A 24,172-nucleotide genomic window follows, 5' to 3' on the forward strand; every position below is an offset into this window, starting at 1 on the left:
TTCCGTGTTGGCCCGGGCCAACCGGATCGTCCGCGCAGACGACTACCGAACCACCGTGCGCCGTGGCCGCAAGTCGGGCACGGCGCATTCGGTCGTCTACGTGCGGCGTCGTGACGACGAGCTGGTCCGGTTCGGTTTCATCGTGGCGAAGACCGTGGGCAACGCGGTCGTCCGCAACACGGTCCGGCGCCGGCTCAAGGGGGTGTGCCACGAACTCCTGCCGACGATCCCCGGCGGGCTCGACGTCGTGATCAGAGCCTTGCCAGGCAGCCCCGACGTTGCGTGGTCTACCCTGCTGTCGGACATCTCCGAGGTGGTCGACAGGGGCGTGAGAGCGTGACAAGAGCGGTGCAGTTCGTCGCGTTGCTTCCCCGCAACGCGTGCGTCCTCATCCTCCGCGTCTACCGCGCCGTCGTCTCCCCGCTCTACGGCGACGTCTGTCGCTACTACCCGTCGTGTTCCCGGTACGCCCTCGAGGCCATCCAGCTGCACGGCGTCGTGCGGGGCGTGGCCATGGGCAGCTGGCGCATCGCCCGGTGTCACCCCTGGGCAGCCGGAGGCGTCGACGACGTCCCCGAGCCCCGCACACAGAAGTACCGCGTCACGAAGTCCGGCTTCGTGACACCGCGATCCGGCACCACCGCCCCCGACCTCCTCGGGACGGGCCGCATCGCCGCACAGAGCCACGGAAAGGGCTGACCCGAACACCATGGACTTCATCGGCACCATCCTCTGGCCCCTGAGATGGGTCGTCGAGGCGATCCTCGTCGGCTTCCACAACGTCCTCACGGCGTTCGGCATGGACACCGCGGCCGGCAGCACGTGGGTGCTCTCGATCGTCGGCCTGGTCCTCGTGGTCCGGGCGTGCCTCATCCCGATCTTCGTCCGCCAGATCAAGAGCCAGCGACGCATGATGGAGATCGCGCCCCGGCTCAAGAAGATCCAGGACAAGTACAAGGGCAAGCGCGACCAGTTCAGCCGCGAGGCCATGTCGCGCGAGACCATGGCGCTCTATAAGGACACGGGGACGAACCCGCTCAGCTCGTGCCTGCCCCTGCTGATCCAGATGCCGATCTTCTTCAGCCTCTACACCGTGCTGCACAACGCGCAGCAAGAGAAGGTGGGCATCGGCCTGCTGAACGCGGCGCTCTCGAACTCGTTCGGTGAGTCGGCTCTCTTCGGCGCCCCCCTGAAAGAGACCTTCCTGGGTGCCACCACCTGGGAGGTCCGCCTGATGGCCGGAGCGATGGTGGTCATCATGACCGCCTCGCAGTTCATCACGCAGCTGCAGATCGTCTCGAAGAACATGTCGCCCGAGACCAAGGCGAGCCCCATGTTCAAGCAGCAGCGCATGCTCTTGTACTTCCTCCCCCTCGTGTTCGTCTTCTCGGGCCTGTCGTTCCCCCTCGGCGTCATGTTCTACTGGCTCACCTCGAACGTCTGGACCATGGCCCAGCAGTTCCTGGTCATCCGCAACATGCCCACCCCTGGCAGCGAAGCTGCCCTGGCGCGTGAAGAGCGCCTCGCGCGCAAGCAGCAGCGCAAGGGACTCCCGAGCATCACCGTGACCGAGATCGAGTCGGCGCCTGCCGTGCCGAAGACGACCCAGCGGACCCAACCCGTCGGCAAGAACCGCTCCAAGAAACAGAACGGCCCCAAGAAATGACCTCTGACGACTCCACGACCGACATCGTCGAGCCCGCCGCCGAGAACGACGACGCCGTCGTCTCGAACGACACCGAGGAGGCGCAGGTCGCCTCGGACGACGCCGCCGACGTCCTCGACGAGGGCGACATCGCCGCCGACTACATCGAAGAGCTGCTCGACATCTGCGACTTCGACGGCGACATCGACATCGAGGTCCGCGGTGGTCGTTCGTACATCTCGGTCGACTCGAGCGGTGAGCAGAAGCTGCGCGTCCTGTCGAAGCCCGACACCGTCAACGCCCTCCAAGAGCTGACCCGCATCGCGGTGCAGACCAAGACGGGTGAGTTCTCCCGCCTCATCCTCGACATCGGGGGATCCCGGGCCACTCGCGAGACGGAACTCGGCCGCCTGGTCGACCACGCGGTCTCGAAGCTCGAGGACGGCGCCACCTCGGCGGCCCTGCCCCCCATGTCGTCCTACGAGCGCAAACTCGTGCACGACATCGTCGCGGCGCGGGGATTCACCTCGGAGTCCGAGGGCGAAGGCCGCGACCGTCACACCGTCATCACGCGTCCCTGAGCCGGACGACATGACCGACACGTCGACCCTCGAGGTCGAGCCCGCCGTCGCGGCGACGATCTTCGGCGACCGGCTCGACGTCGTTCGCCGCTATGTGGCCGACCTAGCCCAGCACGGCGAAGAACTCGGCCTGATCGGACCGCTCGAGCTGCCGCGTCTCTGGACCCGCCACGTCGTCAACTGTGGCTTGCTGGCACCTCTGCTGGTCGCGGGTCGCGTCGGGGACATCGGGTCGGGTGCCGGCCTCCCGGGACTCGTGCTCGCTGCTGCTCGTCCGGACGCCACGCTCGTCCTGATCGAGCCGATGGAACGGCGCGTCGACTGGCTGACGGCTGAAGCCGATCGCATGGGGCTCGACAACGTCGAGGTCGTCCGTGCCCGTGCCGAGGACGTGCAGCTGGACGGGTGGCTTGACCAGGCGACCGCTCGAGCCGTGTCGGCCCTCTCCAAGTTGATCCCGCTGACGGCGCCTCTGGTGAAGACCGGGGGGCAGCTGCTGTTGATGAAGGGCGCTCGGGTCGACGACGAGATCGCCGCCGCCCGCAAGGTGATCGCCCGCCACCACCTCATCGACGTCGAGGCTCGTGAACTGGGCGTTGGGCTCGTCGACGAGACGACCCGGGTGTTCATCGCCACCTTGGACTGACTGGTCCAAGTGAGTGACGGTAATGTGGCTTTGACCAGGCCATGTTCGAATACTCGGGGGTTTGCGCTCCGTGTCGACCGAAGTGGTTAGGCAGGCACGCGGACCTCGGGTCCCCGTCTTTGTCGGGGCCTGCCGATAGACTCGGTCTCCGATCCCCGATGATCACCGTGCCGCCTCGCAGCGGCGTGATCACACCTCCGGGTAGGTCGTTTCACGTGAAACATGGCGATACGGAGACCCTCAGTGAGTTCCTCGGCTGACGACGACAGAAGCACTCCCCTGGCTCGAGAGCTTGCCGACCTGAACCGTCGTAAGAAGGCCCTGTCTCGCGAACCGCTCCCGTCGCCCGCCTCGACCCGAGTGATCACCGTCTCGAACCAGAAAGGCGGTGTCGGCAAGACCACGACCACCGTCAATCTCTCCGCCGCCCTTGCGCGGAGTGGGGCCAAGGTTCTGGTCATCGATCTCGATCCCCAGGGCAACGCCTCCACGGCCCTCGGTGTGGAACACCGGGCAGAGACCCCGAGTGTCTACGACGTCGTGGTGAACGACGGCGAGGTAGCGGACGTCGTCCAGAAGAGCCCGGAGTTCGACACGCTCTTCTGCATCCCCGCGACCATCCATCTCGCCGGCGCCGAGATCGAACTCGTCTCACTCGTCGCTCGCGAGCAACGACTGAGCAGGGCGTTGTCCGAGTACCTCAGCAAGACCGAGGACGCCGGCGATCGTTACGACTACGTCTTCATCGATTGCCCTCCGTCGCTCGGGTTGCTCACGATCAACGCATTCGTCGCAGCCAGTGAAGTACTCATCCCCATCCAGTGCGAGTACTACGCACTCGAGGGGTTGAGCCAGCTGCTGCGCAACATCCAGTTGATCGAGAAGCACCTGAACCCCAAGCTCAAGGTGTCGAGCATCCTGCTGACGATGTACGACGGCCGGACGAACCTTGCTCAGCAGGTCGTCGCCGACGTTCGCGAGCATTTCCCTGATGAGGCGCTGAACACTCTCATACCCCGGTCCGTCAGGATCAGTGAGGCCCCCGGTTACGGGCAGACCGTCATCAGCTACGACACCAACTCCCCCGGGTCGATCTCGTACCTCGAGGCGGCCGCCGAACTAGCACGTCGAGGAGCACCCCAGTAATGGCAACCAAGCGAACCGGTCTCGGGCGCGGCATCGGCGCCCTCATCCCCGTCTCCGACGAGAGCCAGGACCGCCCGGTCGACGTCTTCTTCCCGACGGCACAGCAGACGGCCGACGAACTCATCGCCGTGCCGGGGGCTCGTCTCGCCAACCTGAATCCGCTGGACATCGCTCCGAACGCGCAGCAGCCTCGGGCCGAGTTCCGCGCGGAAGAGCTCGCTGAGTTGGTGACCTCGATCCGAGAGGTGGGCGTACTGCAGCCCATCGTCGTCCGCCCGATCAAGAACGGCGGCAAGGGAGCAGCACAGTACGAGCTGGTGATGGGCGAGCGGCGCCTGCGAGCGACCAAAGAGCTGGGGCTCGCAACGATCCCCGCCATCGTCAAAGACACCGCCGACGACGCGATGCTGCGTGATGCCTTGCTGGAGAACCTGCACCGCGCCGAGCTCAACCCTCTCGAAGAAGCCTCTGCTTATCAGCAACTTCTTGCTGACTTTGGCATCACCCAGGATGAACTGGCGACCCGCATCGGTCGGAGCCGCCCCCAGATCACGAACACCCTGCGGCTGCTGAGGTTGCCGGCAGCCGTCCAACGGAGAGTCGCCTCCGGCGTCCTCACCGCTGGCCACGCTCGGGCGATCCTGAGCACGGGTGATCCGGTCCTCATGGCTCGTCTCGCGGATCGCATCGTCAATGAAGACCTCAGCGTGCGAGCTGCCGAGTCCATCGCTGCAGGTGGCAGCGCGAAGCCGAAGTCGACGCGCACGGCCACTCCCGGCAAGCACCAGGCTCATCTGGACGAGGTGGCCGAGACCCTCGGTGACCGGTTCGAGACGCGGGTCAAGGTGTCCTTGGGCGCTCGGAAGGGGTCGATCACCATCGATTTCGCGTCCATGCAGGACCTGAATCGCATCCTCGGCCAGTTGGGACACGACCAGGAGTCGTGACTGATTGCCCTCAGCGTTGACCGGCATCGGTTTCACGTGAAACATCGACCGCCCCTGCCTTTGCCGGTAGGGGCGGTTCTTGTTGGGTGGACAGGAACGTCATGTGAGGGCATTGAGGTGGGGTGTTTCACGTGAAACAGTGATGCCTGTATTCCCGCAGCACTCCCCCGACGCGGGAATCTGACAGTGGTCTCGCCCAGATGGTGTTGGTGAGCTTCCTTGTGGCGGTAACGGCAGGCAGGTTCTTGCTGGAGTGGCACGGTGCTGATTTCGGCCGTGATCGGGTGTCTTCTTAGCGGCGGCAGAAGCTTGCGGTGTTGGGCAGGTGCAGGTGCAGGTGCGCGTGCAGGCGTTTGACGCGCGCAGGTGCAGGGCGGAGGGTGCAGTCGTCGGCGCAAACTGCAGGCGCACGAGCACGGCAGGTGCAGGGCGGACGGTGCAGTCGCCGGCGCAAACTGCAGGCGCACGCGCACGGCAGGTGCAGTGCGATGGCAGGGGTACGCCGGGGTGTAGACGCAGGTGGTTGCATAACTGCCAGGGGGGGCGAAGGGACTGACGCGGGGGCGAAGGCTCTTGCGGATGGACAGATGCAAGTGCAGGCACGGGTGTAGATAGAGACGCCGTGCAGACGCAGGCACGGACCCAGCACGGGATCAGTGCAGGGGATGAGACGCGTTACCGACGGCGGCTCCGCGTTCTGGTCATGTAGCGAAGCAAAGGGGGCTCATGAAGATGGGTCAGGGTGGGCGGAGATGCTACATGACCCCTGAACGGTCCGACATGGAGACTCCGGTGCATGGCTGTGTGCCTGGCAGGCGGTACTCGCAGCGGCCGCATTTCGTCGGCAGCGTGGATCCAACTCGGGCATGATGACCATCGAGAGGTTCATCAGACTCGACGTAAGATGATTCGTCGTAGCTTCTAGGGAGACGTCGAGCTCCCGTAAACGTCGATCTCACGGGCTATTTCTGTGTCAAGTCCACGGGTGGACGACAACGAAGGCGCCGAGATCGTCGACGATCCTGGATGCGTCCATTCAGTGCACCTGTATGCCCAGAAGATCGACCATGGGCTTGCAGTACCCCGCCGGCCGCCCGACGTTTCACGTGAAACGTCGACCACGTGTCGTCAGCGGAGATGGTCGGTGACGGCCTTCTCAGCCAGAGCGGCGTAGAACATGCCCAGTTCGTAGCCTGCGGACTCCAGGGCCATCGGGACGAGCGACGTCTCGGTCAGTCCGGGCAGGACGTTGACCTCCAGGAACCACGGGGTCCCTGCGGCATCCACGATCAGGTCCACCCTCGACAAGTGGCGCAGCCCGAGGGCCTCGTGGACGGCCACGGCAGCCCGCGCCGCCGACTCCGACGCGACGGCGTCGATCCGTGCGGGCGTGAAGAACGTCGTCTCCCCCGCGTTGTAGCGCGCCTCGAAGCCGTAGAACCCCTGGCGAGGAACGATCTCCACGGCAGGCAGGGCGAGGGGTCCGTCACCGGTGTCGATGACCCCGACGGCGATCTCGGTGCCCGTGATCTTCTGTTCGACGATGACGTCGTCGCAGTACGTGTACGCGTCGACCATGGCCCTGGGCAAAGCCCCGATGTCGTCGACGACCGTGACGCCCTGGGCCGAGCCACCCCGTGCGGGCTTCACGACGACGGGCACCGGGTGTTCGTCGGCGATCGCCTCCAACACCCCGACGGCGCCGAGCTCGCGGAAGGCGTCGTGGGACAGCGTGATGCCGCGCGGTGTGGACACACCGGCGCGACGTGCGAGCTCCTTCGCGGTCGGCTTGTCCCAGGCCAGTCGCGCGGCCGCCGCCGTGCTGCCGACGAACGGCACGTCGAGCGCCTCGAGCAGTCCGCGGAGGGCGCCGTCCTCACCACTCGCTCCGTGCAGGGCCGGCCACACGACGTCGGGACGCGACGCGGTGAGGTGTCCGAGCAACGAGGCGTCCGGATCGCGGAGTTCGACCTCGATGCCGTGGGTGACGAGGCTGTCGACCACGCGCCTCCCCGATCGGAGGGAGACGTCACGTTCGTGCGAGATGCCGCCGGCGAGGACGGTGACGGTACGCAGTTCGCTCGATGCCATGGTGAAACCTCTTCTTCGTGTCACGACGCAGGACCGTCTCGTGGTCCGTACGGCTACGAGACGATGAAACTGCTGGTCAGATGGTGTTCGGCGGCGGCACCACGACGCTCTGCGGGCGCGCGGTGCGGTTCGACAGGCTCGCTGTCGAGAACGTGCGCAGCAGGTCGAGTTCTCCGTTGACGACGCTCGCCAGGCGCGCGACACCGGTGCGGATGGACTCGGGCGTCGGGTAGCAGAACGACAGGCGAATGTTCTGACGCCCGTCGCCGTCGGCGAAGAACGCCGTACCGGGGGTGTAGGCCACGAGTTCCTTCACCGCCCGGGGCAGCATGGCCTTCGAGTCGAGTTCGGCCGGGAGTCCGACCCAGACGAAGAAGCCGCCGTCGGGGACGTTCCACGTGAGCGACGGCAGGTACTCCCCCAGCGCGGAGATCATCGCGTCACGCCGTTCGCGGTACAGGCCACGGAAGGTCTCGATCTGCCCACGCCAGTCGGCCTGGTCGAGGTACTCGGTGATGACGAACTGCCCGAAGGAGTTCGGCGAGAGCGTGGCGGACTCGTTGGCGAGGATGAGCTTCTCGCGGATGGCGTGCGGGGCGAGTGCCCAACCCACCCGGAAGCCGGGTGCCAGCGTCTTCGAGAACGACCCGAGGTAGATGACGCCTTCGTCGTCGATCGAGCGCATCGCCTGGGGCGCCGGCTGGTCGAAGTAGAGCAGCCCGTAGGGGTTGTCCTCGAGGACGAGGATGCCGGCCGAGCGGCAGATCTCGAGGATCTCGACGCGTCGGGCCCACGTGAGGGTGACACCGGCCGGGTTGTGGAAGTTCGGGATCGTGTAGAGGAACTTGATGCGACCCCCACGAGCGGTGACGGCCGCGATGGCCTCTCGCAGGGCCTCGGGCACGAGCCCGTGCTCGTCCATCGGGACGTGCACGACGTCGGCCTGGTACGCCTTGAAGACCCCCAGGGCGCCCACGTAGCTCGGCGACTCGGCGAGCACGACGTCGCCCGGGTTCACGAAGAGGCGGGTGACGAGGTCGAGGGCCTGCTGCGAGCCCGTGGTGACGACGACGTCGTCGGCGCTGCCGCGGATGCCCTCCATCGCCATGATCTGCATGATGTGCTCACGGATGGCCGGGGTGCCCTGGCCGCTGCCGTACTGCATGGCCATCGCTCCCCCGTCGGCCATGACGCGGTCGATGGCCCCCGTGACGAGTTCTCGGGGCAGGGCGGAGACGTAGGGCATGCCGCCGGCCAGCGAGACGACCTCGGGGCGCGAGGCGACGGCGAACAGGGCTCGGACCTCGGAGGCGCTGAGGCCAGCCGTACGGTCGGCGTACGAGTCGTACCACGGGTCGAGGTTGGTGCCCTTGTCGCTCATCGGTGTCCCTGTTCTGTCAGAGGGTGAATCGGTCAAGACTATGCCCGTCCCGACCGGGGACGACGAGAGCCCGCCCAGCGTGTGCTGGGCGGGCTCTCGTCGTGGTGCCGGTGTCGACTACGCGATGAACTCCGCCAGGTCGGCCTCGAGGGCCGGCTTGGGCTTGGCGCCGATGACGGTCTTGACGACCTCGCCACCGCGGTAGACCTTCATGGCCGGGATCGAGGTGATCTGGTACTTCATGGCGGTCTGGGGGTTGTCGTCGACGTTGAGCTTGACGATCTCGATCTTGTCGCCGTGCTCGGCGGCGATCTGGTCGAGGATCGGCGAGACGGCGCGGCACGGGCCGCACCACTCGGCCCAGAAGTCGACGAGGATCGTCTTGTCGGAGTTGAGGACGTCGGCCTCGAAGGACGCGTCGGTCACTGCTTTGGCGCTGCTCATGGTGTTCCTTTCGTCAGGGTGATCTGGGTTGGCTTCAGGAGGCGCGGGTCAGGCGACCACGGACTCGGACGTCTCGACGCCCTCGGCCGACCCGACGGTCTGCTCGGCCAGGAAGGTCTGGTCGAGCGAGGCCAGGTAGTGCTCGACGTCGAGCGCGGCGACGGTGCCCGAGGCCGCGGCGGTGGCCGCCTGCCGGTAGGTGGCGTCGATGACGTCACCCGCGGCGAAGACGCCGGTCAGGTTGGTCTTCGAGCTGCGCCCCTGGACGGCGATCGTGCCGTCCGAGGTCAGGTCGACCTGGCCGTGGATGAGGTGCACGCGCGGGTCGTTGCCGATGGCGATGAAGAGGCCGTCGAGGTCGAGGTCGGTCGTGCTGCCGTCGACCGTGTCGGTCAGGGTGACGCCGGTGGCCTTCTCGCCACCGAGGATGGCCGTGACCTGCTTGTCGAAGAGGAACTCGATCTTGTCGTTGGCGTGAGCTCGGTCTTGCATGATCTTCGACGCGCGCAGGCTGCTCGAGCGGTGGATGACGTAGACCTTCGAGGCGAAGCGGGTCAGGAACGTCGCTTCCTCCATCGCGGAGTCGCCGCCGCCGACGACGGCGATCGCCTTCTCCTTGAAGAAGAAGCCGTCGCAGGTGGCGCACCAGCTGACGCCGCGTCCGCTCAGGCGCTCTTCGTCGGCGAGGCCGAGCTTCCGGTACGCGCTGCCCGTGGCGAAGATCACCGTGAGGCTCTCCTCGACGGTGCCGTTGCCGAGCGTGACCTTCTTGACGTCACCGGTCAGGTCGACGGCGGTCACGTCGTCGAGCAGCACCTCGGCGCCGAACTTCTCGGCCTGCTCCTGCATCTTGAACATGAGCTCGGGGCCCTGGATGCCGTCGGGGAATCCGGGGAAGTTCTCGACCTCGGTGGTCTTCATGAGCTCGCCGCCGGCCTCGACCGAGCTCGCGACGATGAGGGGGCGCAGACCGGCCCGGGCGGCGTAGATGCCGGCCGTGTAGCCGGCGGGGCCGGAACCGATGATGATGACCTGGCGCATGGGCACCTTCCTGGGGGGGAGAACTTCACGAGCGGGAAGACGACCCGCGAGCGATGGCTCGTGCGGTCGGATCCCTCGATCGTCTGGTGGAACGCATCCTACCGACGGGGCATTCCCGCGGGCCTGGCAGCGGCCGCGGGGCCGTGGCGGCCGCGGCGGCCGCCGTGACGGGTCAGCGGCGCAGGAGGCGCGAGACGGCGGGCGCGACACGTGCGGTCACCGGCGTGGTCAGCACCCGCAGCTCGGGGATGCGGGCGAACCAGAGCAGGGCGCCGTAGACCAGCCCCATGACGGCCCCGGCCACGACGACCGTCAGCACGCCCGGCACGCGACCGGACTGCGCGAACCCGTCGGCGGCGAAACCACCCAGGACGGTCACGACGACGAGGCCCACGGCACCGGCGACGAGCGAGAAGACGAAGAACTGGACGTAGCGGCGCAGCACCCAGCGGCCGTCGATGCCGCCCAGCCGTTTCTTGACGACGACGAGCGCGACCACGGCCTGGCTCGAGCCCGCGATCGAGGTGGTGATGGCGATCGCCATCGCGATGCGCTCGGGCGGCACCACGGCGGCCGAGATCGCGACGCCCGCGACGAAGATGCCCGACTGGACGAGCTGCAGGAAGAACGGCGTGCGCTGGTCGTGCATCGAGTAGAACACCCGCTGCACGATGAACAGGACGCTGAACAGGACGAGGCCGGGCATGTAGCCGAGGATGACCTCGGCGGTGCGGGTCGACCCGGCGAAGTCGACCTCGAAGAACCGCGCGAACGGGTAGGCCACGACGCACATGGCGACGGCGGCGAACACCATGAACATGCCGATGGCGCGGAGGGACTGCGACATGTCGGTGCGGACGGCCCGCAGGTCGCCACGCGAGGCGTGGCCGCTCATGCGCGTGAAGTAGGCGGTGCCGATCGACACGGCGATGATGCCGTGCGGCAGCATGAAGAGCAGCCAGGCGTTCGCGAGGACCGCGTTCGACGCCCCCACCTCGCTTCCCAGGGTGGCGACGCGGCTCTGCACCAGCCCGGCCAGCTGGGTGACGAGGACCATGCCGAACAGCCAGCCGGCGGCCTTGCCGGTGGCTCCGAGGCCGACGCCGCGCCAGCGGAAGTCGGGGCGGAAGGTCAGACCAGCGCGGCGCCAGAAGAGCAACAGGAACGCCGCCTGGGCCAGGACGCCGAGGGTGGCCGTGGCCGCGATGACGAAGATCCGGTCGCCGGTCCAGACGTCGACCGCGGAGTTCTCGACGGCACCGCCGAACATCACGATGAAGACGACCAGGCCGGCGATGGCCACGACGTTGTTGAGCACGGGAGCCCAGGTGAAGGGCCCGAACACCTGCCGGGCGTTGAGCACCTCGCTCAGCAACGAGTACATGGCGTAGAAGAAGATCTGCGGCAGGCACCAGTACGCGAAGGCCGTCGCGAGGGCGAGTTGGTCCGAGGTGAACCCCGCCCCGCCGTCCGAGCTCTGCTGCGCGTACAGGCGGACGAGCACGGGGGCGAGCAGCGTGCCGGCCAGGCCGACGGCCGCGAAGACGATCGTGCCGAGGGTCACGATCTTGTTGATGAACCGCTGGCCCCCGTCGTCGGACGTCGCCGCCCGCACGATCTGGGGCACGAGGACGGCGCTGAGGAGGCCGCCCGCGATCAGCGCGTAGATGTTGTTCGGGAGCTGGTTCGCGAGGGCGAACGAGTCCGCCGCCCGGCTCGCCGACTGCCCGATCGCCGCGGCCAGCACGGCCGCCTTCACGAAGCCGAGGACGCGCGAGACCATCGTCCCGGACGCGAGGAGGATGCTGGCGCGACCGAGACCGCCCTGGTTGCTCACATGGACTCCTGGACGGGCGGCGAGACGGCCGCATCGGGTGACGGGCCGTCGCCGGAGGACCGGGCCTCGTCGCGCGCCCTGCGGCGCTTGCGGAAGGTGCGGTACAGGCCGCCGAGGAAGAGTGCGGCGAAGGCGACGCCGAAGATCCAGGTGATGGCGGTCTCCCACCCGGCCTGGACCGAGAGCGGGACGTCGACCGGGGTCGCGATCGCCACGCCCGAGAGGCTGACCAGCTGCAGCTGCACGGACACCGTGCCGTTGGCGACGGACTGCACGGGAACGCTGACCCGGCTCTGGGACTGCGGTTGGATCGTCACCTCGATGGGGCTGCGCTCGATCGAGAGGATGGAGTTCGACGGCGTCAGGTTCAGCATGACCGTCGCGACGGAGTCGGTCCGGTTCTCGAGGTAGAGGGGCAGGGCCGAGCGGTCCCCGAGGATGGCGATGGGCGAGCCCTGGACCACCGCCACGAGACCCGACGTCGCCGTCGCGTCGGCCACGGCGGAGGCGACCTCGGCGGGGAACCCGTCGACGTTGTCGCGCCAAGCGTGCGACGCCAGGGCCATCGTCCGCAGCCGGGCCGTCTCGGTGACGAACTGCGGTTCGGTGAGAGCCGTCGAGAAGTCGACGACCTTCTGGTCGGCGGAGACGAGTTCGCTCAACTGGTCGAGTCGGGCGTCGCTCTCGGGGCTGTCGACGACGGTCGCCGTCGAAGGGGTGCTCGCCAACGCGTCGGTCAGGGTCGCGCCGCTGACCCAGGGCAGGCCGTCGACGGCCTGGAGGGTGCGGGTGAGGAACTGGCCGGTCGACGGCCACTCCCGCTCGAGCGTCGTCAGGAGGGTGCGGGCGTCGCTCGGTCGCTCGTAGGCGACGGTGGCGACGGTGGCGGACAGCCGGGCCATCGTGGACTGCCACTCGGCGAGGGAGGTCGCCTCGGCCGCCTGGGTGACCAGCGTCGACAAGGGGTCGTCCGAGACGACGGCCGGGACGCCACCGACCGTGACCGCGGCGTTCTCGGTCGAGTCGCCGTCGACGTCCACGTTGCCGCTGGAGACGATGGTCGACGTGTACGGCCCGTCGGCGAACGTCGTGAGGTCGGCGGACACGACGGACGACTCCCGCGGCCAGACGACGTCGCGCTGGGTCCACGGGAAGTCGAGCAGTTGAGCGGTGGTCGGCAGCACCACGCCGTCGCCGGGCGTGGGCTCGGCGGTCGGCTCGGCGGTGGACCCGTCGCTCGGCAGGGCCGAGGGGTCGGACCCGGCGACGCCCGTGCCCGAGCCGTCGTCCGTGCCCCGGCTCGGGGCCTCGGTGGGCGTTTCGGTCGCTGCCGGCATGCCCTCGAACCGGGCGGGGTCGACCAGGGTGTCGAGCGAGGTCACGGCCGGGACGGACGTGGCGCCGGCCTGACGCAGCCCCGCGACGTCGGCGTCGGCGTAGGCCAGGGGGAACATGTCGTTCGGCAGGGCCTGCAGTTCGGCGAGCCAGTCGACGGCGGACTGCGGGGCCTCGGTGCCGAGCAGGCGGATCGACGCGACGATCATCGGGTCGACGCCGAGGGTCGCGCCCGTGCCCGACACGGCGTCGAGCTCGCGTCGCAGCACCCCGCCGTCGGAGGTGTAGGCGGCGAGGGCGGAGGCGTCGAGGACGCCGGTCTCGCTCTCGGGCGTCGTGATCGGCACGGCGACCGCGACGCGGGTCGGCTGGAAGCTGTCGGCGGGGTACCAGACCACGCTGCTGCGGGTCTGCGCCACCTGGCTGCCCGAGGCGTCGAGCACGCGGGCCCCGAGCGCGCGTGCCCCGAAGGCGCGGCCGGTCAGGGAGAGGCGGTCGGCGGGCACCACGACGGTGTCGAGCGCCACGGACGACCCGGCGGAGACCGCCGGCACGTCGACCTGGACGAGCTGGCGCCCCAGGTAGTCGTCACCCGAGACGTCGTCGGGATCGAGCCAGGAGGCGAGCTTGGACCGCGTGGTGAACGGTTCGCGGTCGAGGTAGATCCGGGCCTTCGTCGCCGCGAGGTCGCTGTCGCCGTCGTTCGTCACGGTGACCCCGAGGGTGAGGTCGTCGTCGGGTCGCAGCACGCCGTCGGAGGCCGGCTCGACGGTCATCGTGACGCCGTCGCCCGCAGGGGCGGACGCCGCTCGTGCCGCCGTGGCCGGCAGTCCCGCCGACACGACGAACACCGCCAACAGGGCGGCGATCACGGCGAAGAAGAGTCTCATAGGCGTCAGGTGTCGACGGCGACAGGGGCCGTTCGAGCATGCCGAGTCTAGGCAACGCCGACCAAGAAGCAGCGGCGAAGCGCCTGCGAGGGGGACGACGGGGTCGCGAGGCGCCGTCGGGGACTCAGCCCGCGCCTCCTCGGCTGTGGCAAGCTGTTTCGTCATGGACAGCGTCGCACGGGCCCTGCAGCGACTGGACGATCTGGCCGCCACCCCCCGCATCGAGAAGCTCGCCGCCGCGTTCGCCGCGGCCGGTCACGAGCTCGCCCTCGTCGGCGGTCCGGTGCGCGACGCCTTCATCGGCCGCCCGGTCAACGACCTCGACTTCACGACCGACGCCGACCCCGACGAGATCCTGGCGATCGTCGTCCCCCTCGCCGAGGCGCACTGGGACGTCGGCCGCGCGTTCGGCACGATCGCCGCCCGCGTCGACGGCGAGACCGTCGAGATCACCACGTACCGCAGCGACGTCTACGACGGCGAGACCCGCAAGCCCGTCGTCGAGTTCGGCGACACCCTCGAGGGCGACCTGGTCCGTCGCGACTTCACGGTCAACTCGATGGCGTTGCGTCTGCCCCAGCGCGTGCTCGTCGACCCGTCCGGCGGTGTCGACGACCTGCTGGAGGCGCGGCTCGCCACCCCGGGCACCGCGGTCGACTCGTTCCGCGACGACCCCCTGCGCATGATGCGGGCCGCCCGGTTCACGGCGCAGCTCGGCTTCACGGTGTCGGACGAGGTGCGCGAGGCGATGACCGCCCGGGCCGAGACCCTCTCGATCGTCTCGGTCGAGCGGGTCGCCGACGAGCTGTCGAAGCTGCTCAAGACCGAAACCCCCCGAGACGGTGTCCGGCTGTTGGTCGACACCGGGCTCGCCGACCATGTCGTGCCCGAGCTCGCGGCCATGCGCCTCGAGGTCGACGAGCACCACCACCACAAGGACGTGTACGAGCACAGCCTCACCGTGCTCGACCAGGCCATCGGCTACGAGCGCGAGCGGCACCCGGGCGAGGCACCCGACCTCACGCTGCGCCTGGCGGCCCTGCTGCACGACTGCGGCAAGCCCGCCACGCGGCGCCTCGAGCCGGGCGGCGTCGTCACCTTCCACCACCACGACGTCGTCGGCGCCAAGCTCGCCAAGAAGCGGTTGAAGACGCTGCGCTTCGACAACGACACCATCGGCGCCGTGTCCCGGCTGATCGAGCTGCACCTCCGCTTCTTCGGCTACACCGAGGGCGCCTGGACCGACTCGGCCGTGCGCCGGTACGTCCGCGACGCCGGTGACCAGCTCGAGCGGTTGCACATGCTCACCCGAGCCGACGTGACCACGCGCAACCGCCGCAAGGCCGACCGGCTCGGCTTCGCCTACGACGACCTCGAGGCGCGGATCGCCGAGCTGCGAGAGCGTGAAGAGATCGACTCGCTGCGGCCCGACCTCGACGGCGACGACATCCAACGCGTGCTCGGCATCGGCCCGAGCCGCGAGGTCGGCGAGGCCTACCGCTTCCTCCTCGAGCTGCGGACCGAAGAGGGGCCGCTGGGGGCCGAGGTCGCCACCGAGCGCCTGCTGGCCTGGTGGAGCGCACGCGAGAGCGCTGGGGCGTAACCAGCCCGACGGGTGTCGACCCGCGCCTCCTCGGCCCTCGGGGGCCGGCGACCGCCGCCCCGGCATTGATTCAGGAGGCGCGCTCGGCTAAGCTGGGAAGGTTGCGTCTGCCTCACGGCGGCGCCACGTCATGAACACCCTCCTGTCACAGACCGTCTGTGACCGTTAAGTCCGAAGGAGGTGGGTTAGTCATGCACCAGTACGAACTGATGGTCATCCTGGACCCCGAGATCGATGAGCGCACCGTCGCCCCGAGCTTGGACAAGTTCCTCAACGTCATCCGCAACGATGGCGGAACGATCGACAACGTGGACATCTGGGGACGTCGTCGCCTGGCCTACGAGATCAACAAGAAGACCGAGGGCATCTACGCCGTCGTCAACCTGACCTCGAACTCGGCCGCCACGGTCGAGCTCGACCGCCAGCTGGGTCTCTCCGAGGCCGTGCTGCGCACCAAGGTCCTGCGTGCCGAAGAGGCGATCGCCATGGTCGCCGCCGCCAAGAAGGTCAGCGACGAGAAGGCCGCCCGCAAGGCCGCCAACGCCGCTGCCGCCCCGGCTGCTCCCGCCGCCGAGAAGGCTGCCGAGTAGTCCGATGGCTGGCGAGACCGTCATCACAGTGGTGGGGAACCTCACCAGTGACCCCGAGCTGCGGTACACGCAGAACGGGCTCGCGGTCGCGAACTTCACCATCGCGTCGACCCCCCGCACGTTCGACCGCGCGTCGAACGAGTGGAAGGACGGCGAGGCGCTCTTCCTCCGTGCCAGCGTGTGGCGCGAGTTCGGCGAGCACGTGGCCAGCAGCCTCACCAAGGGCAGCCGGGTCATCGCTCAGGGCCGACTCAAGCAGCGCTCGTACGAGACCAAAGAGGGCGAGAAGCGCACCAGCATGGAGCTCGAGATCGACGAGATCGGCCCCTCGCTGCGTTACGCGACCGCTCAGGTGACGCGCGCTGCGTCCTCCCGCGACGGCGCTGCCGGTGGCGGCTCCTTCGGGGGCGGCAACGGCGGTGGCAACCGTGGTGGCCAGCCGGCCCAGGTCGGCGGCGGTCAGGCGCAAGAGCCGTGGGGTCAGCCCGCCGGCGGCCAGCAGGGTGGCAACACCTCTGGCGGCGACGTGTGGAACACCCCCGGTGGCAACGGCACCTACAACGACGAGACGCCCTTCTAGGCCTCGCCGTTCCCCTTTTAGTACTTCTTCATTCATCGAAAGTAGAAACCAATGGCTGGAAAGAGCAGCGGCGACCGCCGCAAGCCCCTCCGCGGTAAGGGCGGCAAGAACGCCGCGCCCGCGAAGTCGATCCGCGTCGGTGTCATCGACTACAAAGACGTCGCGACCCTGCGCAAGTTCATCTCGGAGCGTGGAAAGATCCGCGCCCGTCGCATCACCGGCGTCTCCGTCCAGGAGCAGCGCCTCATCGCCCGTGCCGTGAAGAACGCCCGTGAGATGGCGCTCCTCCCCTACGCCGGCTCCGGCCGCTGATCGGAAGGACCACCATGTCGAAGGTAATCCTGACCCACGAGGTCTCCGGCCTCGGTTCCGCCGGTGACGTCGTCGACGTCAAGAACGGCTACGCCCGCAACTACCTGGTCCCCCAGGGCTTCGCCGTGGCGTGGAGCCGCGGTGGCGAGAAGCAGGTCGCTCAGATCCGCACGGCCCGCGAGACCCGCGAGCTCAAGACGATCGAAGAGGCCCACGACCTCAAGCAGCGCCTCGAGGCCCAGAAGATCCGTCTCACGGTGAAGACCGGTGCCGACGGCCGTCTGTTCGGCTCGGTCCGCCCGGCCGACGTCGCCGACGCGGTCACCGCCCAGGGCGTCGCGACGATCGACAAGCGCAAGGTCGAGATCCCCACGACCATCAAGGTGACGGGTGAGCACGAAGCCACCCTCCGCCTGCGCGAGGACGTCATCGCGACGATCACGCTGACGGTCGTCTCGGCCAAGTAGCACCCCGGCGCCTCGGCGCCTGCTGGCGCGAGAGCGGCGGTCCCCCTCGGGGGGCCGCCGCTCTTCTGCGTGCCCGGGGGTACGGGCGTGCGGGCCTCGGCCGGGGGGCGCGATGAACCCCGTTTCCGAAGATGAACCCCGGTGCACCGTGGTTCGTCTTCGTGAACGGGGTTCATGGGCTCGCCGGGAGGGGGTGGGCCGGGCCGGGAGAGCGGGGGGACGAGGAGGCGCGGGGCGGCTGGGGTGGGCACCGCGCCTCCTCGGGGGCATCCTGTGTCGCGACGCACCCGGTTTCGAACGATGCACCCGGTTGCAACCGGGTGTTCGACTCGAAACCGGGTGCAGCGGCAGGCATCACGAGGCGGCGGCAGCTCGCGTTGACAGGAGGGGGCGGCTCGTCTACTGTCGTGGAATCGGTTCCATGGAATCGATTCCACGCCGGGCGGACACCCTGCGACCCGCACCACTACGACGAGGTAGAGCCCGATGAACACCGTGACGATCAGGGACGTGGCGCAGCGCGCCGGTGTCTCGGCGGCGACGGCCTCGCGCGTGCTGTCGGGCAACCCGGCCACCTCTGCCGAGTCCCGGGCCCAGGTCGAACGGGCCGTGCGCGAGCTCGACTTCCGGCCGAACGCCCAGGCCCGTGCGCTGCGCTCGACCCGCTCCGACACGGTCGGCCTGCTCGTGTCCGACGTCCGCAACCCGTTCTTCGCCGACCTCGCCCACACCATCGAGCAGTCGCTGCTCGAACTCGGCTACGTCACCCTCCTCGGCAACGCCAACGAGAACCGCGAGCAGCAGGACCGCTACCTCGACACCCTCATCTCACGCCGCGTCGACGGCGTCATCGTCGCCCCGCAGGGCACCGACTCCGCCAGCATCGACTCGCTGCTCGCCCGTGAGGTGCCGACGGTGTTCGTCGACCGCACGATCCCCGGCGTCGACGTGCCGAGCGTGACGACCGACAGCGTCCCCGGCATCCGGGCCGCCGTGCAGCACCTGGTCGACCTCGGTCACGAGCGCGTCGGGTACGTCGCAGGCCCGCAGAGCGTCTCGACCGGGCGCGAGCGACTCGAGGCCTGGACCGCGGCCGCCGCCGAACTCGGCCTCAGCACCGATCCCGACCTGGTCTACGTCGGCGACTTCCAGTCCGCCAGTGGCTCGGCCGCCGTGCACGCCCTGTTCGAGCTCGACGAGCCGCCGACCGCCCTGCTCGCGGCCGACAGCCTCATGGCCGTCGGCGCCATCGCCATGCTGAACAGGCTCGGCATGCGCATGGGCACCGACGTCTCGGTCGTCGCGTTCGACGACATCGAGTGGTTCTCGCTGCTCGACCCGGCCCTCACCGTCATCGCGCACAGCGTCGAGGAGATGGGCCGCATCGCCGTCCAGCTGCTGCACGAGGTCATCGACGGGCGCACGCCCGACTCGGTCGTGCTGCCCAGCGAACTGATCGTCCGCGAGTCGACGACCCGCGCCTCCTCGTCCCCCACGGAACCGACCGACCCCACCCCACCCCGACCCCTCGGCAGGAACTGACCCATGCCCCATTCGATCGACGACGATCGCCCCCTGCTCACGCTCGAGAACGTCAGCAAGTCGTTCGGCCCCGTGCGGGTCATCGACGACGTCACCGTGCACGTCCGGCCCGGCCGCGTGCAGGTGCTGCTCGGTGAGAACGGCGCCGGCAAGTCCACCCTGATCAAGATGATGTCGGGCGTGTACCAGCCCGACGCCGGCCGCGTGCTGGTCGACGGCGAGGCCGTCCACCTGCCGAACACGCACGCCGCCGAGAAGCTCGGCATCGCGACGATCCACCAAGAGCTCAACCTCGTCGCGTCGCTCAGCGTCGCCGAGAACGTGATGATGGGGCGGTTCCCGACGCGGTTCGGCCTGGTCGACCGCAAGGAGCTCAAGAAGCGGGCCCGTGCGGCCCTCGACCTGATCGGGCTCGACGTCGACGTCGACCAGAAGGTCGGCGAGCTCGGCATCGCCCGTCAGCAGCTGGTCGAGATCGCGAAGGCGTTGAGCATCGACGCGCGCATCCTGATCCTCGACGAGCCGACCGCGGCGCTGACCCGGCACGAGACCGAGATCCTCTTCCGCGTCGTCGAGCAGCTGCGCGCCCGCGGCGTCGGCATGCTGTTCATCAGCCACCACCTCGACGAGATCGCCGAGATCGGCGACACCGTGGCCGTGCTGCGCGACGGCGCGTTCGTCGCGGAGGTGCCCGCGTCGACCGGCGAGGACGAACTCGTCCGCCTGATGGTCGGCCGCGACATCGAGCACCAGTACCCGCGCACGCCCGGCAGCGAGGGCGACTCCCCCGTCGTGCTCGAGGTGCGGGGTCTGACGGGGTCGGTCTTCCGCGACGTCTCGTTCGACGTGCGGGCGGGCGAGGTGCTCGGCATCGCCGGGCTCGTCGGCGCCGGTCGCACCGAGGTCGTCCGCGCGATCGCCGGGGTCGACAAGTACGCCTCGGGCAGCGTGACCGTGCGCGGCAAGCGCCTCAAGAAGGGCGACGTGGCCGGGGCCATCGCCGCCGGCGTCGGCCACGTTCCCGAGGACAGGAAGGCGCAGGGGCTCGTGCTGGGCGCCTCCGTCAACGACAACCTCGGCTACGCGACGCTCGCCAGCAGCGCGAAGGGCGGCCTGGTCGACTTCGCCGGCCAGCGTGCGAAGGCCGACGAGGTCGCCTCGACCCTGCGGATCCGCATGCGCGACATCGACCAGGAGATCGGCTCGCTGTCGGGCGGCAACCAGCAGAAGGCCGTGTTCGGCCGCTGGATCATCGCCGGCTCGACGGTGCTGCTGCTCGACGAGCCGACCCGCGGCGTCGACGTCGGCGCGAAGGTCGAGATCTACGAGCTGGTGAACCGCATCACCGACGCAGGAGGCGCGGTCGTGATGGTCAGCAGCGAACTGCCCGAGGTGATGGGCATGAGCGACCGCATCCTCGTGATGCGCGACGGAGTCGTCGCCGGCGAGGTCGCCGCGGCCGACGCCACCCAGGACACCCTGATGACGCTCGCGGCACGCGACGTCCCCCCGACGAACTGACCCGAGAAGCACGGACCCGAGGACGACACCCATGACCACCACCACCGTGAAGGCGCAGCGACGCTCCTTCGACATCAAGACCTTCCTGGCCGCCAACGGAGCCCTCGTCGGGCTCGTCGTGCTGTGCCTGGCCCTCTTCATCGCGACGCCGGACTTCCTGACCGGGCGCAACCTGCTCAACATCGGCATCCAGGTGTCGACCGTCGCCGTGCTGGCGTTCGGCATGACCTTCGTCATCGTCGCGGGCGGCATCGACCTCTCGGTCGGCTCGGTCGCCGCGCTGTCGGCGATGGTCTCGGGCTGGTTCTTCGCCACGGCGGGGCTGCCCGGCGGCCTGGCGCTCGCCCTCGGGCTCGGCACCGGCCTCGTGGCCGGCCTGGTCAACGGGTTCGCCAGTGCGTACGGCAAGCTGCCGTCGTTCATCGCGACCCTCGCCATGCTCAGCGTGGCGCGTGGCCTGACCCTCGTCGTGTCGGACGGTCGCCCGATCGCGACTCCCCCGGCCGTGTCGATCCTCGGGGGCAACATCGGCCCGGTGCCCGTGCCGATCATCGTGCTCGTGCTGGCCGCGATCGTCGCGTCGTTCATCCTCAACCGCACCGTCATCGGCCGCTCGATGTACGCCGTCGGCGGCAACGCCGAGGCCGCGCGCCTCTCGGGCCTGCCGGTCAAGCGCATCGTCGTCACCGTCTTCGGCCTGGCCGGGCTGTTCGCGGCCCTCGCCGGACTGCTGCTCGCCGGACGCCTCGACTCGGCCCAGCCGCAGGCGGCCTCGGGCTACGAGCTCGACGCCATCGCCGCGGTCGTCATCGGCGGCGCCAGCCTGGCCGGCGGCGTCGGCCGCATCTCGGGCACCATCATCGGCGCCCTCGTGCTCGTCGTCATCCGCAACGGCCTCAACCTGCTGAACGTCACCTCGTTCTGGCAGCAGGTCGTCATCGGCCTCGTCATCGCCCTCGCCGTGGGCGTCGACGTGCTGCGGCGCAAGACGCGCAGCAGCTGAATCCCTCCACCCAACCCAACCCGAAGGACACACGATGAAGTTGACCTCGTTCCGCAAGGCCGCCACCGTCACGGCGATCGCCGCCCTGGTCGCGACAGGCACCGCCGGCTGCAACCGCACCCCCGCCGGAGAGGCGGACCGCCCCACGGTGGTCTTGTCGCTCAGCACCCTGAACAACCCGTTCTTCGTCGAGCTGCGCGACGGCGCCACCGCCGAGGCGAAGAAGCAGAACGTCGACCTCGAGATCGTCGACGCCCAGAACGACTCGGCCACCCAGGCCAACCAGCTGGCGACCGCGGCCTCGACCGCCGACGCCGTCATCCTGAACGCCGTCGACAGCGACGCCGCGGGCCCTGCCGCCAAAGCGCTCAACGAGGCCGACGTGCCCATCGTCGCCGTCGACCGCGCGGTGAACGGTGCCGACGTCGCCTCGTTCGTGGCGAGCGACAACGTCGCCGGTGGCGAGCAGGCCGCCAAGGCCCTCGCCGAGGCGATCGGCGAGAAGGGCGAGGTCATCGTGCTCCAGGGCGTCGCGGGCACCTCGGCCAGCCGCGACCGCGGTGAGGGCTTCACCAAGGGCATCTCGGCCTACCCCGACATCACCGTCGTCGCGCAGCAGACCGCGAACTTCGACCGCGCCACCGCGCTCGACGTGACCACGAACCTGCTGCAGGCGCACCCGAACGCCGTGGGCGTCTTCGCCGAGAACGACGAGATGGGCCTCGGAGCGATCCAGGCGCTCGGCTCGCGCGCCGGCACCGACGTCCAGGTGGCAGCGTTCGACGGCACCGAGGACGGCCTCAAGGCCATCGAGGCCGGTACGCTCTCGAGCACGATCGCGCAGCAGCCCGCCGAGCTCGGCGCCCTCGCGGTCGACCAGGCCGTCAAGGCCGTCAACGGTGGCAGCGGCGACGAGGGCCCCTCGGACCAGGCCGTCGAGGTCATCACCGTCACGAAGGAGAACGTGGGTGACTTCACCGAATGAGTGGTCCTGATGTGAGCGGTGCAGGCGTCGTCGGCACTGCAGGAGGCGCGGGTGCGGTCGGCGCGGACGGTCCGGTTCCGGCCGGCTCGGCCGGCACGGTCGTCGTGGTCGGGTCGATCAACGTCGACCAGGTCGTGACCGTCGACCGCCTGCCCCTGCCCGGCGAGACGCTGATCGGCTCGTCGATGACCCTCTCCCCCGGCGGCAAGGGCGCGAACCAAGCCGTCGCGGCTGCTCGTCGCGGCGCCCGCACCGTGATGATCGGCGCGGTCGGCGACGACGGACGGGCCGACGACGCCCTGCCCCACCTCCGCTCGAGCGGTGTCGACGTCAGCGGCGTCGACACCGTCCCCGGGCCCACCGGCCTGGCGATCGTCAGCGTCGGAGGCGACAGCGAGAACACGATCGTCGTCGTCCCCGGGGCGAACGGTGCCGTCTCGGCATCGTTCGTCGCCGGGCACGCGGGCGCGTTGGCCGAGGCCGCGGTGGTCGTCCTGCAGGGAGAGATCCCCGTGGACGGCATCGTCGCCGCCGTGCAGCACGCCGGAGGGCGCGTGGTGTTCAACCTCGCCCCGGTGATCGACGTGCCGGCAGACGTGGTGAAGGCCGCGGATCCGTTGGTCGTCAACGAGCACGAGGGTCGGCTGCTGCTGGCCGCGTGGGCTGGTTCTGGTTCTGCCTCGGCGTGGGACGAGGAGGCGCGGGTCGACGACGAGTCGGTCGTCGCCTCCCTGCGCGCCCAGGGAGTCACCTCGGTCGTCATGACCCGCGGTGCCGCCGGGGCGATCGTCTCCGATGCGTCGGGCACCGTGCTGGTGGCCTCGCCTCGCGTCGCGGCCGTCGACTCCTCCGGAGCCGGGGACGCCTTCGTCGGCGCCCTCGCCGCCGGGCTGGCCGCTGGTGCGTCTTTGCTCGAGGCCGCTCGGGACGCCGTGCGCGTCGGGGCGTTCTCGGTGACGGGCGTCGGCACGCAGGCGTCGTACCCGACGCTGGATGACGAGCTGCCTGCGGCGGCTGCCGCCCCGACGGAGGGGTCGGCGGATGCCGACTCAGCGGACGGAGTGACCTCGTGAAGCGCGGAGGCCTGCTCAACGCCCAGCTGAACCACGCGGTGAGTGGACTCGGCCACGGCGACCTCGTGGTCGTCGCCGACTGCGGACTCCCCCTGCCTGCCGGAGTCCCCGTGGTCGACCTCGCCGTCGTCCACGGCCTGCCGGCCTTCGCCGACGTGCTGGACGCCCTGACCGCCGACGTGGTGTTCGAGGCCTGCACGGCCGCGGACGAGAGCCAGGACTCCCCCGCGGGTGCGCAGATCACGTCCCGCTTCGACGACGTCGCCTACGTCTCGCACGACGAGCTCAAGCGGCTGTCGGGTGGAGCGCGCCTCCTCGTCCGGACGGGCGAGGCGACCCCGTACGCCAACGTCGTGCTGCGCTGCGGCGTCCCCTTCTGAGGCACCTGCTCCCCCTCGAACCCCGTTTCCGAAGACGAACCCCGATCCCTGGTGGTTCTTCTTCGGAAACGGGGTTCTTCGGCTTGCGGGCCGACCCGCGCGTGGTGCGACCTCCCGGCCGCCCTCTCACCA

At 69.3% G+C, this 24,172-nt stretch carries 24 protein-coding genes; 18 read left to right on the plus strand and 6 right to left on the minus strand.

The annotated features are described in order from the left end of the window. Positions 1-4 precede the first annotated feature (4 nt). From rnpA to HQQ78_RS13695, 7 genes are all read left to right on the plus strand, one after another. Complete coding sequence (gene rnpA, locus HQQ78_RS13665) at positions 5-340, plus strand: ribonuclease P protein component (RefSeq protein ID WP_056044228.1); 336 nt, start codon at positions 5-7, stop codon at positions 338-340. After that, positions 337-699: a membrane protein insertion efficiency factor YidD gene (yidD, locus tag HQQ78_RS13670; protein ID WP_082460104.1), complete on the plus strand. Its 363-nt coding sequence runs from the start codon at positions 337-339 to the stop codon at positions 697-699. The genes rnpA and yidD overlap by 4 nt, the downstream gene beginning before the upstream one ends. Positions 700-709: 10 nt before the next feature. After that, a complete protein-coding gene (gene yidC, locus HQQ78_RS13675; RefSeq protein ID WP_056044230.1) occupies positions 710-1,666 on the plus strand; it encodes a membrane protein insertase YidC in 957 nt (318 codons plus the stop codon). After that, on the plus strand, positions 1,663-2,226 hold the full coding sequence (locus HQQ78_RS13680; protein ID WP_159828380.1) for a R3H domain-containing nucleic acid-binding protein: 564 nt from the start codon (positions 1,663-1,665) through the stop codon (positions 2,224-2,226). Before yidC ends, HQQ78_RS13680 begins: the two co-directional genes overlap by 4 nt. A gap of 10 nt (positions 2,227-2,236) precedes the next feature. Further along, complete coding sequence (gene rsmG, locus HQQ78_RS13685) at positions 2,237-2,872, plus strand: 16S rRNA (guanine(527)-N(7))-methyltransferase RsmG (protein WP_056044233.1); 636 nt, start codon at positions 2,237-2,239, stop codon at positions 2,870-2,872. 222 nt (positions 2,873-3,094) lie between these two features. Beyond that, positions 3,095-4,018 (plus strand): ParA family protein, encoded by a 924-nt coding sequence (locus tag HQQ78_RS13690; RefSeq protein ID WP_123571104.1) that lies wholly within the window; start codon positions 3,095-3,097, stop codon positions 4,016-4,018. Then, entirely contained in the window at positions 4,018-4,965 is a 948-nt protein-coding gene (locus tag HQQ78_RS13695; protein ID WP_173154052.1) for a ParB/RepB/Spo0J family partition protein, read from the plus strand. Before HQQ78_RS13690 ends, HQQ78_RS13695 begins: the two co-directional genes overlap by 1 nt. A gap of 1,128 nt (positions 4,966-6,093) precedes the next feature. Here HQQ78_RS13695 and HQQ78_RS13700 read toward each other — a convergent pair. The 6 genes from HQQ78_RS13700 to HQQ78_RS13725 form a co-directional block, all read right to left on the minus strand. Then, positions 6,094-7,056 carry a D-alanine--D-alanine ligase gene (locus tag HQQ78_RS13700; RefSeq protein WP_056044238.1) on the minus strand — a complete coding sequence of 321 codons (963 nt, stop codon included), beginning with the start codon at positions 7,054-7,056 and terminating at the stop codon, positions 6,094-6,096. Between the two features lie 76 nt (positions 7,057-7,132). Further along, positions 7,133-8,437 carry a PLP-dependent aminotransferase family protein gene (locus HQQ78_RS13705; RefSeq protein ID WP_173154055.1) on the minus strand — a complete coding sequence of 435 codons (1,305 nt, stop codon included), beginning with the start codon at positions 8,435-8,437 and terminating at the stop codon, positions 7,133-7,135. A 117-nt stretch (positions 8,438-8,554) separates the two neighbouring features. Then, a complete protein-coding gene (gene trxA, locus HQQ78_RS13710) occupies positions 8,555-8,881 on the minus strand; it encodes a thioredoxin (RefSeq protein ID WP_043595317.1) in 327 nt (108 codons plus the stop codon). A gap of 48 nt (positions 8,882-8,929) precedes the next feature. Beyond that, a complete protein-coding gene (trxB, locus tag HQQ78_RS13715) occupies positions 8,930-9,922 on the minus strand; it encodes a thioredoxin-disulfide reductase (RefSeq protein WP_173154058.1) in 993 nt (330 codons plus the stop codon). 172 nt (positions 9,923-10,094) lie between these two features. After that, complete coding sequence (gene murJ / locus HQQ78_RS13720; protein ID WP_173154061.1) at positions 10,095-11,759, minus strand: murein biosynthesis integral membrane protein MurJ; 1,665 nt, start codon at positions 11,757-11,759, stop codon at positions 10,095-10,097. Continuing rightward, complete coding sequence (locus tag HQQ78_RS13725) at positions 11,756-13,984, minus strand: DUF6049 family protein (protein WP_173154064.1); 2,229 nt, start codon at positions 13,982-13,984, stop codon at positions 11,756-11,758. The genes murJ and HQQ78_RS13725 overlap by 4 nt, the downstream gene beginning before the upstream one ends. A gap of 163 nt (positions 13,985-14,147) precedes the next feature. Between HQQ78_RS13725 and HQQ78_RS13730 the strand changes: the two genes are divergently transcribed. From HQQ78_RS13730 to rbsD, 11 genes are all read left to right on the plus strand, one after another. After that, a complete protein-coding gene (locus tag HQQ78_RS13730) occupies positions 14,148-15,587 on the plus strand; it encodes a CCA tRNA nucleotidyltransferase (protein WP_173154067.1) in 1,440 nt (479 codons plus the stop codon). A gap of 191 nt (positions 15,588-15,778) precedes the next feature. Then, a complete protein-coding gene (gene rpsF / locus HQQ78_RS13735) occupies positions 15,779-16,177 on the plus strand; it encodes a 30S ribosomal protein S6 (protein ID WP_054145729.1) in 399 nt (132 codons plus the stop codon). 4 nt (positions 16,178-16,181) lie between these two features. Continuing rightward, complete coding sequence (locus HQQ78_RS13740) at positions 16,182-16,757, plus strand: single-stranded DNA-binding protein (protein ID WP_043595325.1); 576 nt, start codon at positions 16,182-16,184, stop codon at positions 16,755-16,757. A 51-nt stretch (positions 16,758-16,808) separates the two neighbouring features. After that, a complete protein-coding gene (rpsR, locus tag HQQ78_RS13745) occupies positions 16,809-17,069 on the plus strand; it encodes a 30S ribosomal protein S18 (protein WP_043595327.1) in 261 nt (86 codons plus the stop codon). 14 nt (positions 17,070-17,083) lie between these two features. Next, on the plus strand, positions 17,084-17,536 hold the full coding sequence (rplI, locus tag HQQ78_RS13750) for a 50S ribosomal protein L9 (RefSeq protein ID WP_043595329.1): 453 nt from the start codon (positions 17,084-17,086) through the stop codon (positions 17,534-17,536). Positions 17,537-18,022: 486 nt separating this feature from the next. Next, positions 18,023-19,078, plus strand: a complete 1,056-nt coding sequence (locus tag HQQ78_RS13755) for a LacI family DNA-binding transcriptional regulator (protein WP_173154070.1) — start codon at positions 18,023-18,025, stop codon at positions 19,076-19,078. A 3-nt stretch (positions 19,079-19,081) separates the two neighbouring features. After that, positions 19,082-20,599: a sugar ABC transporter ATP-binding protein gene (locus HQQ78_RS13760; protein ID WP_173154073.1), complete on the plus strand. Its 1,518-nt coding sequence runs from the start codon at positions 19,082-19,084 to the stop codon at positions 20,597-20,599. A 31-nt stretch (positions 20,600-20,630) separates the two neighbouring features. Then, positions 20,631-21,602: an ABC transporter permease gene (locus HQQ78_RS13765; RefSeq protein ID WP_173154076.1), complete on the plus strand. Its 972-nt coding sequence runs from the start codon at positions 20,631-20,633 to the stop codon at positions 21,600-21,602. A 34-nt stretch (positions 21,603-21,636) separates the two neighbouring features. Beyond that, positions 21,637-22,587: a substrate-binding domain-containing protein gene (locus HQQ78_RS13770; RefSeq protein ID WP_043595335.1), complete on the plus strand. Its 951-nt coding sequence runs from the start codon at positions 21,637-21,639 to the stop codon at positions 22,585-22,587. Continuing rightward, positions 22,584-23,660, plus strand: a complete 1,077-nt coding sequence (locus HQQ78_RS13775) for a ribokinase (RefSeq protein WP_173154079.1) — start codon at positions 22,584-22,586, stop codon at positions 23,658-23,660. Before HQQ78_RS13770 ends, HQQ78_RS13775 begins: the two co-directional genes overlap by 4 nt. Beyond that, positions 23,657-24,040, plus strand: a complete 384-nt coding sequence (gene rbsD, locus HQQ78_RS13780; protein WP_173154082.1) for a D-ribose pyranase — start codon at positions 23,657-23,659, stop codon at positions 24,038-24,040. Before HQQ78_RS13775 ends, rbsD begins: the two co-directional genes overlap by 4 nt. Positions 24,041-24,172 lie beyond the last annotated feature (132 nt).

The organism is Frigoribacterium sp. VKM Ac-2859, from assembly GCF_013204925.1.
Lineage (GTDB): Bacteria > Actinomycetota > Actinomycetes > Actinomycetales > Microbacteriaceae > Frigoribacterium.

Bases quoted from the DNA above. Each gene is read 5' to 3' on its own strand.
- yidC (WP_056044230.1), top strand. From the start codon at position 710: ATGGACTTCATCGGCACCATCCTCTGGCCCCTGAGATGGGTCGTCGAG.
- HQQ78_RS13680 (WP_159828380.1), top strand. From the start codon at position 1,663: ATGACCTCTGACGACTCCACGACCGACATCGTCGAGCCCGCCGCCGAG.
- rsmG (WP_056044233.1), top strand. From the start codon at position 2,237: ATGACCGACACGTCGACCCTCGAGGTCGAGCCCGCCGTCGCGGCGACG.
- HQQ78_RS13690 (WP_123571104.1), top strand. From the start codon at position 3,095: ATGGCGATACGGAGACCCTCAGTGAGTTCCTCGGCTGACGACGACAGA.
- HQQ78_RS13695 (WP_173154052.1), top strand. From the start codon at position 4,018: ATGGCAACCAAGCGAACCGGTCTCGGGCGCGGCATCGGCGCCCTCATC.
- HQQ78_RS13700 (WP_056044238.1), bottom strand. From the start codon at position 7,056: ATGGCATCGAGCGAACTGCGTACCGTCACCGTCCTCGCCGGCGGCATC.
- HQQ78_RS13705 (WP_173154055.1), bottom strand. From the start codon at position 8,437: ATGAGCGACAAGGGCACCAACCTCGACCCGTGGTACGACTCGTACGCC.
- trxA (WP_043595317.1), bottom strand. From the start codon at position 8,881: ATGAGCAGCGCCAAAGCAGTGACCGACGCGTCCTTCGAGGCCGACGTC.
- trxB (WP_173154058.1), bottom strand. From the start codon at position 9,922: ATGCGCCAGGTCATCATCATCGGTTCCGGCCCCGCCGGCTACACGGCC.
- HQQ78_RS13725 (WP_173154064.1), bottom strand. From the start codon at position 13,984: ATGAGACTCTTCTTCGCCGTGATCGCCGCCCTGTTGGCGGTGTTCGTC.
- HQQ78_RS13730 (WP_173154067.1), top strand. From the start codon at position 14,148: ATGGACAGCGTCGCACGGGCCCTGCAGCGACTGGACGATCTGGCCGCC.
- rpsF (WP_054145729.1), top strand. From the start codon at position 15,779: ATGCACCAGTACGAACTGATGGTCATCCTGGACCCCGAGATCGATGAG.
- HQQ78_RS13740 (WP_043595325.1), top strand. From the start codon at position 16,182: ATGGCTGGCGAGACCGTCATCACAGTGGTGGGGAACCTCACCAGTGAC.
- rpsR (WP_043595327.1), top strand. From the start codon at position 16,809: ATGGCTGGAAAGAGCAGCGGCGACCGCCGCAAGCCCCTCCGCGGTAAG.
- rplI (WP_043595329.1), top strand. From the start codon at position 17,084: ATGTCGAAGGTAATCCTGACCCACGAGGTCTCCGGCCTCGGTTCCGCC.
- HQQ78_RS13755 (WP_173154070.1), top strand. From the start codon at position 18,023: ATGAACACCGTGACGATCAGGGACGTGGCGCAGCGCGCCGGTGTCTCG.
- HQQ78_RS13760 (WP_173154073.1), top strand. From the start codon at position 19,082: ATGCCCCATTCGATCGACGACGATCGCCCCCTGCTCACGCTCGAGAAC.
- HQQ78_RS13765 (WP_173154076.1), top strand. From the start codon at position 20,631: ATGACCACCACCACCGTGAAGGCGCAGCGACGCTCCTTCGACATCAAG.
- HQQ78_RS13770 (WP_043595335.1), top strand. From the start codon at position 21,637: ATGAAGTTGACCTCGTTCCGCAAGGCCGCCACCGTCACGGCGATCGCC.
- HQQ78_RS13775 (WP_173154079.1), top strand. From the start codon at position 22,584: ATGAGTGGTCCTGATGTGAGCGGTGCAGGCGTCGTCGGCACTGCAGGA.